Genomic DNA, 14,914 nt, shown 5'->3' on the forward strand with positions numbered 1-14,914 from the left:
AATCAAGCAATCCTTTTGTTTTTGCGGTTTAAAGCGCCAACGTCAAGAGACTCGGGCTGTTGTGCTTCATGCGGATGTTGGCTTCCAGCATAAACACGGAGATTCTTCAATTGACGGCGACCAAGGGGGCCACGCGGAATCATGCGTTCTACAGCTTTTTCAACAACGCGTTCGGGAAAACGCCCTTCAAGAAGCTGACGTGCTGTACGTTGTTTGATTCCACCAATATAGCCGGTATGCCAATAATATGTTTTATCTGTATATTTTTTACCGGTCAGAGCTATTTTATCGGCATTGATGACAATAACGTTGTCACCATCATCAACATGTGGTGTAAATGTAGCTTTATGTTTGCCACGTAAGCGGTTTGCAACAAATGTGGCAAGACGACCTAAAACAAGGTTTTCTGCGTCAATAATAACCCATTTTTTCACCACTTCAGTTGGCTTTTGTGAAAAAGTTGCCATAGAAGTATCCTTTAATTAAAGCCCCTGTAGCATGAGGGCATTTTCATTGTTTGCGTTGAAGATTGTTAGCACAGCGAAATATTTAACACATACTTGTTGCTCTGATATAATGTCTTTTGATTGACGTCAAGAGAAAATAAAAACTTTATAAAACAGCACTTTATGATTGAGGTATTATAATACCTTATTAAAATAATTTTATGGATAATTTAAATTTAAAATGAATGTTGCAAAAGGCTATTTTATCTTTAACGCATGATTGTATTTTATTAATCGCCATTATAAAATAAGCGGCAATGCAGCTGTCTCGTTATTTTCTCAATGTTGAATCTTCTGCTTGTGGTCAAGCTTGGTTAGATGCTCTTGATGTTCAAGGGATAAATAATGCGCGTGCTATTTCTCAAAAGTTTGGTTTTCCAGATCAGTTAGCGCGAGTCCTTTCAGCAAGAGATGTGGATGAAACTGAAGCTGTTGCTTTTATTAATCCAACATTGCGAACGCTTATGCCGGATCCAGAAAGTTTTAAAGATATGCAATGTGCAGCAGAGCGTATTGTTAAGGCTCTTCTCAATCAAGAACAGGTTGCTGTTTTTGGTGATTATGATGTTGACGGTGCTTGTGCATCAGCACTTATAGCGCGTTTTTTTCGCTATTTGGGGATTGAAGTCAAAATTTATATTCCCGATCGTATTGTTGAAGGCTATGGGCCGAATGAACAAGCAATGAGAATGCTCGTGCAAGAAGGTGCCCGTTTAATTATCACGGTTGATTGTGGCGCAAATAGTCCAGATGCTGTAAAAGCGGCGAGGCTTGCGGGGGCTGATGTTGTGATTTTAGATCATCATCAAATGTCAGAGGTTCATCAAGAAGCTGTTGCTCTTGTCAATCCTAATCGCCCTGATGATTTTTCTAAACAAGGCCATTTATGTGCAGCAGGTGTTGTCTTTATTACATTAGCTTGGGTTCATCATTTGCTGCGGAAAAAGCAATTTGAAAGGAAGCTGCCTGATCTTCTTAGTATGCTTGATCTTGTTGCATTGGCAACCATATGTGATGTTGTTCCATTACAGGGTGTTAACCGTGCTTTTGTGGCAAAAGGGCTTCAAGTTGCTCGTTCTATGCATAATCCAGGGATAGCAGCTTTAACAAAGGTTGCACGGATAGGGGAGCCACTTAATAGTTTTCATTTAGGTTTTTTATTAGGTCCTAGAATTAATGCAGGAGGGCGCATTGGCGACCAAGCTTTGGGAGCGCGTTTGCTTAGTTGTGAGAATAAAGATGAAGCGGACAGAATAGCAGAACAATTAGATCAGCTTAATCAAGAACGCCAAGAAATGGAGAACATTCAATTAGCACAGGCGGAATCTTATATTGCTTCTCTTTATCAAGATCAAGAAACACCATTGTCACTTGTCATTTCTCATCAAGAATGGCATCCGGGAATTATTGGTATTCTTGCTTCCCGCCTTAAAGAGCGTTTTTTTTGTCCTGTTTTTGCTATCGCTTTGAAAGAAGATGGAAATGGCGTAGGGTCAGGACGCTCAATTCATGGCATAGATTTAGGAGCACTCGTTCGTGAAGCTGTTACCCTCAATTTATTAGAAAAAGGAGGGGGGCATAGTATGGCAGCAGGAATTACAATTCAATCGACAAAAATTGAAACTTTTCGAAAATGGCTAGAAGAAAAAGTTTCTGTCATGGTTTCACAATTACATGCAAAAAAATCTCTTCGTATAGATGGTTCTCTTTCTGCTTCTGGTGTCAATCAAGCACTCTTTGAGTTGCTTGAAAAGGCGGGGCCTTTTGGGACAGGGAATGCGACACCTGTTTTTGTTCTTCCCTCTCATCGATTGGTGAACCTATCTGAAGTTGGAAAAGGACATCTTCGTCTCATTGTATCTAATGGGGAAGGCAAAAAACTGCAAGGAATAGCTTTTCGTGCTGTAGGGACAGCGCTTGGTGATTTTCTGTCGAGAAATATTGGTGAAATGATTCATTTAGCGGGTCATCTTAGTTTGAATTATTGGAATGGAACGATCAATCCGCAACTGCGCGTGATTGACGCTGCTGCAGTGATTTAAAAGAGATATTTTTTACATTAGATGTCTAAATTAGAAGCAAAAGTAGAGTTTTCTTGTATAAAACGAAATCGTGCTTCTGGTTTTGTTCCCATGAGACTTTCTACAGTCTTTTTCGTTTCTTGAATTTCCACGGCATCAATAGAAACACGAAGCAATGTACGTTTTTGAGGATGCATCGTTGTTTCTTTAAGTTGTTCCGCGCGCATCTCACCCAGCCCTTTAAAACGCCCGATTTCAATTTTAGCTTTTCCCGTAAATTCAGTTTTGAGCAATTCATCCTTATGGATGTCATCGCGTGCATAAGCAACTTTTCCTCCTTGCGATATTCTATAAAGGGGAGGGACGGCGAGATATAAATGTCCTTGATGAATAAGGTCAGGCATTTCTTGAAAAAAGAAGGTAATGAGCAGTGAGGCAATATGAGCACCATCAACATCTGCATCTGTCATGATGATAATCCGTTCATATCTGAGATCTTTTTCACGATATTTAGAGCGTGTTCCACATCCAAGAGCAAGGATAAGATCGCTAATTGTTTGGCTTGAGTTCATTTTTTCATGTGCAGCACTGGCGACATTGAGGATTTTGCCACGAAGAGGTAAAATTGCTTGGTTTGCTCTATTTCTCGCTTGTTTGGCTGATCCTCCTGCGGAATCCCCTTCAACAATGAATAATTCAGCACCCGCAGCATGGTTTTGGCTACAATCTGCAAGTTTACCGGGCAGACGTAATTTACGGACAGCAGTTTTTCGACTTATTTCTCTATCTTGGCGTCGTTTAACACGTTCTTCAGCACGTTCAATAACCCAATCGAGAAGTTTTGTTGCTTCTTGAGGGGAGTTTGCCAACCAATGATCAAAAGGATCGCGGATTGCACTCTCAACAATACGCTGTGCTTCAATGGTTGCTAATCGATCTTTTGTTTGTCCAACAAATTCAGGGTTGCTGATAAAGACAGAAAGTATTGCGGCTGTTGAAATCATAATATCATCAGATGTAATGATTGCTGCGCGCTTGTTGCCTATTAACTCAGCGTAGGATTTCAATCCACGTAAAAGAGCTTGACGTAATCCTATTTCGTGTGTTCCACCTTCTCCTGTAGGAATAGTATTACAGTAAGATTGCACACAAGAATCACCACCATGCCAAGCGATGGCCCATTCAACACAGCCATGACCATTATTTTGTTGTGTTTTACCAGAAAAAATTTCTGACGTTACGCGATATTCATCTTTTAGTGACGCAAGTAAATAGTCTTTAAGCCCATTGGGAAAATGAAAAACAGCTTTTTCAGGAATATTTTTAACGCCTTCAAGTATGACGGGATCACAAGTCCAGCGAATTTTTACGCCGCCAAAAAGATAGGCTTTTGAGCACGCCATTTTATAGATTTTTTCTGGATCAAAAGCTGCTTTTTCACCAAAAATTTCATGATCAGGATGAAAACGAACGCGCGTACCACGGCGATTATAAACATCCCCCAAATCTTCCAATTCAGATTGAGGAATACCGCGTGAGAAACGTTGGCGGTAAAGTTTTCGTTCTCGTGCAACTTCAACTTCCATATCATCAGAAAGAGCATTGACGACAGAAATTCCTACCCCATGAAGTCCGCCCGCAGTTTGATAAGCTTTTCCATCAAATTTTCCTCCTGAGTGAAGTTGTGTCATAATAACTTCAAGGGTAGATTTGTCAGGCATTTGAGGATGATTTTCGACAGGAATACCGCGTCCATTATCTGTAACGGTTATATAACCGTTCCTATCTAATGACACTTCAATGGAGTCTGCATAACCAGCAACAGCTTCATCCATCGCATTATCAATAATTTCGGCAAATAAATGATGAAGTGCTTTACTGTCTGTTCCACCAATATACATTCCAGGGCGTAAACGTACAGGCTCTAAACCCTCAAGCACTCGAATAGAGAGGGCATTATAGTCGTCTTCTTGCGTATTTTTTGCACTTTTTTTTGAAATCATCCCTTTTGATTTCGTTGGAGATTGCAGAGTGCTTTCTTTTGTATTTACCCGAGATTGGGCTTTATTTAAAACACTAAAAAGATCCTTGTTGTTATCGCTCATAGCGTTTAACTATATACCTCATAAAATAAAATATTCATTAAAATAAATTTTATGCCTGTTTTTTATTTAAAAATCAATGCACTTAGGAAACATCAATTGTTGGACCAAAAATTTGTTCAAAAGCGTGTTTGAGTGCAATATCAATATCATGCATTGTTACAGGGCACCCTAGATCAAGAAAGCTTGTGACACCGTGGTTTGTAATTCCACAAGGCACAATTCCTGAATAATGAGATAAATTAGGATTAACATTGATAGAAACGCCATGAAAACTTATCCATTTGCGCACTCGAATGCCAATCGCCGCAATTTTATCTTCGGAAGAAAGATCATGTTGTTTTGATGGGCAATGAGACTGTTTAACCCAGACACCAACGCGATCTTCTCTACGTTCGCCTTTAATATTAAAGCTTGCAAGCATCTGTATGATCCATTCTTCTAATGCACTAATGAAAGCACGAATGTCTTGTTTTCGACGTTTAAGATCAAGCATAATATAAGCAATACGCTGTCCTGGACCGTGATATGTAAACTCGCCCCCACGTCCTGCTTCATAAACAGGGAATAAATGAGGAGCTAAAAGATCTTTTTTATCTGCACTTGTACCTGCTGTATAAAGGGAAGGGTGTTCAAGAAGCCAAACTTGTTCATGGGCAGTTTTTGCAAGAATTTTTTCCACACGCTCTTGCATATAACGCAGCGCTTCAGGATACTCAACCAAATGATCACTTATTTTCCATTCAACGGGTGGATTTCCTAGAATAGCATTAAAATGATGTGATAAGTGACTACGATCCCTATGTTTTAATTCAAATGTCATTGGCAATATTTATCTTAATGTTTGAGTTTGTATTGTAATCAGAAAAATAACAAAAGCATAAGATTAAGAGATACTTTATGAGAATTGCAATGAATTTTATTTAAAAAACGCGTTATGCTCGTTTTACCATCTTCCTGTTGCACCACCACCACCTGATGATCCACCACCACCTCTAAATCCTCCTCCTCCTGAATGTCCACCAAAGATTCCACCAGAGGCTCTACCGCTCGTATTTAAGTTTAAAAACCAAGGTGTGAAAATAATACCCATCCAAAGATACTTTCGTGGACCTACTTTCTGACCAAAAATCACAGCCAAAATGGGCAAACCAACTGCTATAAAGAGAATGAAAAACAGGATTGTATTTATAATCATTTCTTCTTTTGCAGCTTGTTTACGTTGTTCTTCAACAGCTTTAGCCTTTTGATTGATTCGAAAAGAAAAATCAGCATCGCTTTGTGTGATCACTTTGATAATTGCATGAACCGATTCGACAATTCCTTTTTGATAATTTCCTTCACGAAAATTAGGAATCATGAAGCTATTCATGATGACAGAGGAAATGGCATCTGTTAGTTCTCCCTCCAGACCGTAACCTACTTCAATACGTGCTTCACGTTCATTGGGTGCAATGACGATTAATACGCCGTTATTGATCTGTTTTTGACCTAACTTCCATGTGCGAAAAAGAGAATTGCTGTATGTCTCTATATCATTGCCCGAAAGAGTAGGGAGTGTTATAAGAACAATTTGATCTCCCGTTTTCTCTTCGAGTGTAGCGAGCTTTTCCGTTAAATTTCTCTTTGTTGCAAGATCAAGTAAATGAGCCATATCATTGATATAGCCGGTTAAGGGAGGAAATTTAGTGTGTGCGTAAGTGACATTCCCCAATGCAATGATCAAGCATAGAATGCTCAAAGGAACCCATAAACGTAGAAAAAAACGACGTTGTATAGCGTGTTGAAATGATTTCATTAATTAAAATTAACCTTTGGTGTTTGTTGGCTATCCGTATCAATGGTAAAAGTTGGCATAGGTTTAGCATCACGAAACCATAATTTTGCCCAAATCATTGTCGGCATTGTTTTGAGCGCAGTATTGTAGGCACGGACTGTTTCGATATAATTGCGGCGCGCAACGGAGATACGGTTTTCAGTTCCTTCTAGTTGTGATTGAAGGGCAAGAAAGTTCTGGTTTGCTTTAAGATCCGGATAGTTTTCGACAACTGCCATAAGCCGCGAAAGTGCACTTGATAAATTTGCTTGATTTTTGAGATATTGCTGCATAACTTCCGGATTATTCAACATATCTGCATTAATGTTGACTTGTGTTGCTTTGGCACGTGCTTCAATGACATTTGTGAAAACGTTTTGTTCATGGGCTGCGTAAGCTTTAACTGTTTCTACAAGATTGGGGATGAGATCTGTACGGCGTTGATATTGATTGAGCACTTCACTCCATGCTGCGTGTGCTTTTTCTTCAGTTGTTGGTATGGTATTAAATCCGCAGCCACTTAAAAGTGGAATTAATCCTGCCAAAAAAATAATGATTGAAAATTGTTTTAATATTTTAAACATTGAAGAAGTTTGTACATTTAACATAAAGATGTCTCCACAGATATTTTATATATTATATAGGGTTTATCTTCTTGGTGGAAAGTATTTCGAATTTTATAAACAGATACCCTTATCAATAAATTGATATCTCTCTGCACTTTTAGCACGCTTAAGTGATGTGTTGATATAAAAATATAGATGTCATCTTGTGAAAGATCAATAATATTCATATCAATTATTTTTACAGAAGATTATATTATTTTCGTAGTATTTTTTTGTTTTAGAATGTAGCAGATAACAATTGAGGAAGAGAAGAATATAGGCATCAAGCTTATAGAAAGGAGAGGAAGTTTTCCTTTTTCCTCCTTTAGAAGTTATGCTTAACCTATTGAATAAAAAGGCTTTTAAATTATGGATATCAACAATTGTGAAGAAAGGGGAAAATCCTATGTTGCAAAACGTTCAACCGCAAAGTGAAAAGTTTGACGGATTAGCGGGTGATTATGATCGTTCTTGCTACCCTCTCGCCTTATTGAAGACCATGTTTCTTCCTTTTAAGAACAAAAAACATTTGTCGATCGTGGATGTAGGTGCTGGGACCAGGCATTACATGAGAGGGGATTGTTAAACTTTTAGGGAATGAGCACCAATCTCATGCTATCAATATATCGGTAGATATGATTAAGAAGGGGTGAAGAAAATTTTCTACGGTACAGTGGTATCAAAGTCAAGCTGAAGACTTATTGCTTCAAATTGGCGAGGTCTATCTTGTTGCTGTGGCACAGGCGTTTTAGCGGATGGATCCGCCCTAAGTTGCTTTGGCGTTGCTTCAGATCAATTTCGAGCCAATGGTGTTATGGCGGTTGTTCAAAATAATCGTGATTTCAAGCATAGCGAATTTCTAGACGTTTATGAGGCATTGTTAGAGAAGATCCGTTCGAACTATTTCCGTTATTATCGTAATTTTGATTTTTTACAGGAAATGAGTGATGGTTTTGGAAAAAAACAGAAAATATTTCTTTTCATACACATAACTGAATAATGACAATCCCGTCTGAATCTTTTATTGGAATGAGCTGCTCTTTAACGCAAGCTCAACGCGCTATTGTGCGCTGTAGGGAAGAATATTTGCCGAAATTGGTTGCATTGGTAAAAAATATGAAGAGCAAGGAAGTTTGGAGCTTTATATGTATACAAATAATCTGATATCGATGATGCTTTTTTACCGTTTAGCGCATCAGAGTAGGCTTTGTTCAGGAAATTCGCGCATTATTAAGGCTCATTTTGAGGGGAAAAACAGTTTTTTTGCACTTAACGGCTGCCTCAGTACATCTGATCTTTACTGTCTACTTGACATGTGAGAGTTCTCAACAGAAAACTTATGAACTGCATTATGGCATTTAAGGAAAAGTATCTTTACTATAATTTGGCAGTAGGTTTTACACTAAGTAGGAAGAGGGGGATTTTTTGTTTTTATAATTATTTTTTACTATTAAAGTTTTGTTAAAATAGATTTTGACAGGAAAAAGTATAAAAATTATCATAATCAGAATTTTCTCGTCTATATTGATGTTTTGAATAAGTTTTTTTAATTTTCAAGTTTCGTTGAAAATACTGCTCTATCTTCAAGAGAAGGTTTAATTTTTGCAATCATGATAGATTGTGACAGCTATCTATCTAAGTTTTCATAAGTTTAGTAGGAATAATTTTGCGATAAATTCATGAAGTCCCCTCATCTTTACGTTTAATAAAAAAAGCTAGCCTGCATCATCACACACTTTGCCATCTCCCAATGTCGCGACAGCCCTTGATACGGTTCATAAGAGGCATTTTTAGTCTTTTCTTGTACAGTTTCACTCCCCACGCCAATCTCGCTTGTGTTCTGCAAGAAACATGATTTTGATTGATTTAACATAAATAGATTTGGAATGAGAGAATCTTAAGACATTCGCTCTCTCATTCAATATGCGTAACGCTAGATTGTCATTATATATTGATTTACTATCTATTATTTAAAATTCACAGCCTTTGTTGTGTTTGTCAATATCTCATTTTCATTTGTCGTTAACCATTCTATTTTTTGGCAATACCTTTATTCTAAGGAATGGCTTTTAAAAAAGCATTTTCGTTTAAAGAGTAATTATATCTTTTTTGTTTTATAGAAGGATCAATAATGCTAAGAATTACTCTTTAATTAAAAAAGAAAGAAAATTATGACGATTATACTAAAACCGGGTAAGGTAACACTTAGCGAACTTGAAGCTATTTATTTTAATGGTGAAATCAGTAAGCTTCATCATGACACGCATTTAGCTATCGAGAAAGGAGCGCAGCGCATTGCTGAAATTGTTGCTGGAAGTGAGCCTGTGTACGGTATTAATACTGGTTTTGGGAAGTTGGCTTCCATTAGAATTGATGCGGACAAAGTCACTATTTTACAGAGAAATCTTATTTTGTCCCATTGTTGTGGGGTAGGAGATCCTCTCGCTGAAAATATTGTGCGTTTGATGATGAGCTTAAAGCTTATCTCTTTAGGAAGAGGGGCGTCTGGGGTTCGTTTAGAGTTGGTAAATTTGCTGGAAAATATGCTTGAAAAGGGTGTTATTCCTGTCATCCCAGAAAAAGGATCTGTTGGCGCTTCAGGTGATCTTGCTCCACTTGCTCATATGGCGGCTGTTATGATGGGAGAAGGAGAAGCGTTTTTTCAAAATATTCGTATGAGTGGAGCACTTGCTTTAGAGAAAGCAGGGTTATCCCCTATTATTTTAGAAGCAAAGGAAGGTCTAGCCCTTATTAATGGGACTCAAACATCAACAGCACTTGCACTTGCCGGACTTTTTCGAGCTTATCGGGCATTGTGTGGTGGATTGTTGGCTGGGGCTTTAACGACAGATGCTACCATGGGATCAACGGCGCCATTTCATCCTGATATCCATATTTTGCGAGGCCATTATGGGCAGATTGCCGTATCGAAAACATTAGAAAAGCTTGTAGAGGATTCAGAAATTCGTGCCGCACATTTACGGGGTGATGAGCGTGTTCAAGATCCTTATTGTATACGTTGCCAGCCACAGGTTATGGGGGCATGTTTTGATATTTTGCTAGCAGCAGCAAAAACACTGGTTATTGAAGCAAATGCTGTTACAGATAATCCGTTGATTTTAAGGAATGGTGAAGTTGTATCAGGTGGGAATTTTCATGCTGAGCCTGTCGCGTTTGCTGCTGATCAGATTGCTCTTGCTTTGTGTGAAATAGGATCTATTTCTCAACGGCGTATTGCCCTTATGGTTGATCCAGCAGTTTCTTATGGTCTTCCAGCTTTTTTAGCGCACAATGCAGGTCTTAATTCAGGTTTTATGATCGCTGAAGTAACAGCAGCAGCTTTAATGTCTGAAAATAAGCAAATGGCTCATCCTGCTTCCGTTGATTCAACACCAACTTCAGCTAATCAAGAAGATCATGTTTCAATGGCTTGCCATGGTGCTCGTCGGTTATTGGTAATGAGCGAAAACCTTTTTACACTTATTGGCATTGAAACGCTTATTGCAGCACAAGGAATTGAATATCGTGCACCTTTAAAAACAAGTACTCTTTTGCGATCTGTTATGGAACGTTTACGCAAAAATATTGCTTCTCTTAAGGAAGATCGCTATCTGGCTCCAGATCTTCATCAAGTCCATATACTTGTACGTGAAGGGCACTTATTATCTGTTTTACCAGAAATATTTTTTCCTTCATTAAGTTTTCAATAATATTGGTTTTAAGGCCAATGCTGAAGGGCAGATATGAAATTTTAAAACTTCCTTCATATAAAAATATAGAAGATCGATACTATATTTAAATTATTTAATAAATTATGTATTTATTTACTGTATATATCTATTGTTTTTAGTCAAATAGATATTTTATAGTGCTCTAAATTTATCATCATAATTTTATAGAAACTATAAAATTGAAGAACCCATACTTTCTGATTTCTATCAGAATTTTTAATATAAGTTAAATAATATCCGCGTTATATATTGTGATATTATATTTTTATAAGTACAAATTATATTATAGGAATTGTTTTAAGTAAAATAAAAACTTTACTATATATTCTTCTTATTTGTTAATACTTTATGAGTTTTATAGTTCATTTTTGGTATTTTAAATAAAAAAGGAGAAAGAAATGTTTAAAAGTGCTAGATTATGCGTTTTAATGACAGTTCTTTTTTGTTTTTTGCAAATATTTGAGGTTCATGCAAATTTTAGGAGAGATAGTTTTCCAGAGGAAATTTTCATTGTGATAGTGTCTCAAGAGAAAGAGCCTCTTGTTTTGGCGAAAAACAAAGGTTTTATTGCTATCTCAGGACAAACTCCCAGAGGCAAGGAGAATGCTATCATCGGACCAACAGTCAAAGATGCTATTTTTACCCTATATTTTTTTTTCATTGGAAAGCTTGTAGTTAGAGCAGTTGAAGTCCTTAAAAGATGGGCTGTAGATACACTTTCTCATACTTTTGAAAACTGGCGAGATTCGTATTATCACTGATTGAGCTACTCAATTGGCGTTAAAAGTTTGTTTTATAGACCCAAAGAGAGTTTGTTTAAAGTAACAAAAAAATTAATTGTACGCATCGTTAATGCGCCTGTTATGAATTTTTAGGCTTTTATTTCGGTGCACTGAAATAGAAGCCTTAAGTGTTCATACTACATTAAGGCTAATTTTCTCTGTAAAAAACTAGAGAATACGAAATGAATTAAATGACAATTATAAAAAAATTCATTATCACTTTATTTAAATAAAATAATACGAAATTGCAGGCTATAAAAGCTGAATAATTCGCAATAAAAGTATTTTTTCATTGTTTAGAGCAAAGTGTTGGACTGGCTGGTCTTCGATGTTTTTTGAAATATATTTGTGAAAAAAAACATGAGGCTTTATTTATCATAAAGCTGTTATCGTGGTGTGGATTTTGTCAGCATTTCAATAAAGAAGGAAAGAAATGGCAATAAATGAACTGAAACGAGGGATGAGTAAGCGCCAAGTTATTTTTTTAGCTCTTGGCTCTGCTATTGGAACAGGTCTTTTTTATGGGTCTGCACAGGCAATTAAGCTTGCGGGTCCTAGTGTTTTAATTGCCTATTGTATTGCTGGTTTAGCTATTTTTATGGTTATGCGGGCTTTAGGAGAAATGATACTGCATAATCCATTGCCTGGTTCTTTTGCGCGTTATGCGGCAAATTACATATCGCCATTAGCAGGTTTTTTAACGGGTTGGACATATGTATTTGAGATGATTCTTGTTGGTTTGGCTGATATTACAGCTTTTGCGACTTATATGGGGTTTTGGTATCCTGATGTTGCTCCTTGGGTATGGGCACTGAGTATTACATTAATCATCACAGGTATTAATTTAGCTGCTGTAGAAGTCTATGGTGAACTAGAGTTTTGGCTGTCTTCTATTAAAGTTATCGCGATCATTGCGATGATTATTTTAGGAGTAGCAATTATTTTTTTGGGGTGGGGTGAAGGTGCAGATTCTTCCACTGTTACTGTTCATAATTTATGGAAGAATGGTGGTATTTTTCCCAATGGCTGGTTTGGTTTTTTAGCTTGCTTTAGTGTTGTTGTTTTTGCTTTTGGTGGCATAGAAATCATTGGCATGGCAGTCATGGAAGTTCAAAACCCTCATCAAACGATTTCAAAGGCAATTAATTCTACTCCAGTTCGTATTTTGCTTTTTTATGTCATGACGTTAGCTATTTTAATGTCTCTTTATCCTTGGAATGAGATTGGTCTTATGGATAGTCCTTTTGTATCCATTTTTGAAAATCTTGGGATTTCATATGCAGCAAATATTTTAAATATTGTTGTTGTTACAGCGGCTATTTCGGCAATGAATAGTGGAATGTATGGTGCTTGTCGTATGATCCATGGTTTATCACAGGAAGGTTATGCTTTGAAAAAGTTTCAATATTTATCAAAAAACGGTATACCAGTTTTTGTTATTTTGATGATCTTCGCTATTTTTCTCCTTGGTGCTGTCCTTAATTATTTTTATCATGAAAAACTTTTTTTTCTTATTGCAGCAATGGCAACATTTGCGACGGTTTTTGTTTGGATGATGATTCTACTTTCGCAAATTTTTATGCGAATTAAGATGCCTAAAGAAGCACAGAATAGTTTAAACTTTCCTATTCCTTTTTGGCCGATAGGGTCAATTTTTTCTATTTTATTTATGTTTTTTATTTTTATTCTCTTATGGCTCTTCGATGAGACACGACCAGTTTTAATTGTCGGTATTAGTTGGATTGCTTGGCTTGTTATTTGTTTCTATGTCCTTAAACTTTATAATTTTAAGCAAAAGAAACTGCAGTAAATAAAGATTCAACTAAAAAGAAATAGCTGATGTTTTCAGAAGAACGGGTATTTGATCATGATCCTCTAAAGATTGGAATAATTTAGATTGAAAACAATCTATTCGTTATCATTTTGTTTTGGAGTTTTTTGTGAGCCATTGCTTATGATAACGCCCCAATCATATAAATATCAGATATTTTTTGATGGTGAGCTGTGCCATTAATAGCCATGCCATCAATATAAGTATCTCCTGTTAAAATGCCTGACAGTACGAACATATTTTACTAGATAGTATAGAGAAATATTTTTTCTAAATTTATTAATGAAGTTATGTTTCACAAGAAAAGTTATTTTGAGAATTATCTTTATTGTTTGATTTAGTTTTTTTCATCGATACTCAACTGAGCCAATAATTTATTTTATAAGTTTTTTTAAAATTGAGTTTTTAAATTTTATTATTTAAGGAATCGCTGATCTTTTAGAAGCGAAGGTGAAATTCTTTATGCAGTTTCTTGTAAAGAAGAGCTAGAGGCTTTTGCGTCTTTTAAAAGGATATTGCAGTTATTATGGGCGAAAGAGAAGGATTTTTTTATTATCATTTTTTCAAAGAGAATTGGCGCTGCTAGAAAATAGCAGATAACAGAAGCATTGGGGGATTGTATTATTGTGTTTGCAAAAGCTTTAATAAAGAAACAGTAAGGTATCACGATAAAATCTCATAGAAAAGTCAATCTAAGAAAACGATGAGCGTGTGAACATTTTTTCACGATCCTGTTATTGCTACCAAAAGAGTAGGGAGCAGGCTTACTTTTTATAAGGTTATATTTCATTGACTGTTTTTCGCGGATTTTTGTTACAATGTTAATAATATTGATACAGGGCTAATTTTTATCACAAGTGGAAGAGGACCAAATGCGTTTTTGCAACTGTATTTAGGTACAAAATTATGTAATATTACCAGGTGTACAAGAACACTACGACTAGCAAGAGCAATCCTCAAAAAGTGGCTTTTTGCATGAAAAATCTTCCGATACATCTGAATCCCATACAACAACGGTTTCCTCTATCCTTGGGGCGACGAGCAACATTATTACGCAATCAGACAAAGAGACCACAATCACGGCTTCTCATATGATTGCCAATGAAGATATCAATGTGGCAGGACAAAGCGTGACGATTGATGGCATGACAGATCACCATGAGAGCCATTCAGAAACCCATGAAACAGGTTTTGGTGTGGGATCAGGCAAGGGTTTTGTTTCGATATTTGGGAGTGAGGGAAAGGTGCAAAATGAAGAAAGTTTTGAACATCAAGGCTCTTCGCTCAATGGTAAAAATATTACCATCACCGCCAAAAAAGAAGATGTGAACGTGGTAGGTTCTGACTTTACCGCAGAGGAAAATATTAATGTTTCGGCAGCCCATGATATCAATGTTTTGCCTGGTCACAATAGCCATAGCACAAGCTCAAAGGAAGAACGTACAGGTTTTGGGATTCAGTTTGAAAAGAACAAAAGTGGTGCTTCTGTGGGTGTTGGGGTTGAGAGCAATAAAGATACG

General features: G+C 36.8%; 9 protein-coding genes and 2 pseudogenes. 6 read left to right on the forward strand and 5 right to left on the reverse strand.

Going from position 1 to position 14,914, the window contains the following annotated elements; translation table 11 throughout:
* Positions 1-2: 2 nt before the first annotated feature.
* Positions 3-467: a 50S ribosomal protein L13 gene (gene rplM / locus PVV66_RS06550; protein WP_273717708.1), complete on the reverse strand. Its 465-nt coding sequence runs from the start codon at positions 465-467 to the stop codon at positions 3-5.
* 296 nt (positions 468-763) lie between these two features.
* On the opposite strand from rplM, the gene recJ reads away from it, so the two are divergent.
* Entirely contained in the window at positions 764-2,548 is a 1,785-nt protein-coding gene (recJ, locus tag PVV66_RS06555) for a single-stranded-DNA-specific exonuclease RecJ (protein WP_273717707.1), read from the forward strand.
* 17 nt (positions 2,549-2,565) lie between these two features.
* Here recJ and parE read toward each other — a convergent pair whose 3' ends face one another.
* The 4 genes from parE to PVV66_RS06575 form a co-directional block, all read right to left on the reverse strand.
* On the reverse strand, positions 2,566-4,632 hold the full coding sequence (gene parE / locus PVV66_RS06560) for a DNA topoisomerase IV subunit B (RefSeq protein ID WP_273717706.1): 2,067 nt from the start codon (positions 4,630-4,632) through the stop codon (positions 2,566-2,568).
* 82 nt (positions 4,633-4,714) lie between these two features.
* Positions 4,715-5,452, reverse strand: a complete 738-nt coding sequence (gene lipB, locus PVV66_RS06565; RefSeq protein WP_273717705.1) for a lipoyl(octanoyl) transferase LipB — start codon at positions 5,450-5,452, stop codon at positions 4,715-4,717.
* 123 nt (positions 5,453-5,575) lie between these two features.
* Positions 5,576-6,427, reverse strand: a complete 852-nt coding sequence (locus tag PVV66_RS06570; RefSeq protein WP_273717704.1) for a YgcG family protein — start codon at positions 6,425-6,427, stop codon at positions 5,576-5,578.
* Complete coding sequence (locus PVV66_RS06575; RefSeq protein WP_273717703.1) at positions 6,427-7,053, reverse strand: LemA family protein; 627 nt, start codon at positions 7,051-7,053, stop codon at positions 6,427-6,429. Before PVV66_RS06575 ends, PVV66_RS06570 begins: the two co-directional genes overlap by 1 nt.
* A 403-nt stretch (positions 7,054-7,456) precedes the next feature.
* Here PVV66_RS06575 and PVV66_RS09730 point away from each other — a divergent pair.
* From PVV66_RS09730 to PVV66_RS06600, 5 genes and pseudogenes are all read left to right on the forward strand, one after another.
* Positions 7,457-8,201: pseudogene (locus tag PVV66_RS09730) on the forward strand (class I SAM-dependent methyltransferase); the annotation flags it as partial.
* Between the two features lie 1,020 nt (positions 8,202-9,221).
* The gene (hutH, locus tag PVV66_RS06585) at positions 9,222-10,760 is read left to right on the forward strand and encodes a histidine ammonia-lyase (RefSeq protein WP_273717701.1); all 1,539 of its coding nucleotides are present in this window, start codon (positions 9,222-9,224) and stop codon (positions 10,758-10,760) included.
* Positions 10,761-11,179: 419 nt separating this feature from the next.
* The gene (locus PVV66_RS06590) at positions 11,180-11,542 is read left to right on the forward strand and encodes a hypothetical protein (RefSeq protein ID WP_273717700.1); all 363 of its coding nucleotides are present in this window, start codon (positions 11,180-11,182) and stop codon (positions 11,540-11,542) included.
* A gap of 454 nt (positions 11,543-11,996) precedes the next feature.
* Positions 11,997-13,373 (forward strand): amino acid permease, encoded by a 1,377-nt coding sequence (locus PVV66_RS06595; RefSeq protein ID WP_273717699.1) that lies wholly within the window; start codon positions 11,997-11,999, stop codon positions 13,371-13,373.
* 941 nt (positions 13,374-14,314) lie between these two features.
* A pseudogene (locus PVV66_RS06600) lies at positions 14,315-14,914 on the forward strand (hemagglutinin repeat-containing protein); the annotation flags it as partial.

Source organism: Bartonella sp. AU16XJBT (assembly GCF_028618665.1).
In the GTDB taxonomy this organism is placed as follows: domain Bacteria; phylum Pseudomonadota; class Alphaproteobacteria; order Rhizobiales; family Rhizobiaceae; genus Bartonella.

Bases quoted from the DNA above. Each gene is read 5' to 3' on its own strand.
- recJ (WP_273717707.1), top strand. From the start codon at position 764: ATGCAGCTGTCTCGTTATTTTCTCAATGTTGAATCTTCTGCTTGTGGT.
- hutH (WP_273717701.1), top strand. From the start codon at position 9,222: ATGACGATTATACTAAAACCGGGTAAGGTAACACTTAGCGAACTTGAA.
- PVV66_RS06595 (WP_273717699.1), top strand. From the start codon at position 11,997: ATGGCAATAAATGAACTGAAACGAGGGATGAGTAAGCGCCAAGTTATT.
- rplM (WP_273717708.1), bottom strand. From the start codon at position 467: ATGGCAACTTTTTCACAAAAGCCAACTGAAGTGGTGAAAAAATGGGTT.
- lipB (WP_273717705.1), bottom strand. From the start codon at position 5,452: ATGACATTTGAATTAAAACATAGGGATCGTAGTCACTTATCACATCAT.
- parE (WP_273717706.1), bottom strand. From the start codon at position 4,632: ATGAGCGATAACAACAAGGATCTTTTTAGTGTTTTAAATAAAGCCCAA.
- PVV66_RS06575 (WP_273717703.1), bottom strand. From the start codon at position 7,053: ATGTTAAATGTACAAACTTCTTCAATGTTTAAAATATTAAAACAATTT.
- PVV66_RS06570 (WP_273717704.1), bottom strand. From the start codon at position 6,427: ATGAAATCATTTCAACACGCTATACAACGTCGTTTTTTTCTACGTTTA.
- PVV66_RS06590 (WP_273717700.1), top strand. From the start codon at position 11,180: ATGTTTAAAAGTGCTAGATTATGCGTTTTAATGACAGTTCTTTTTTGT.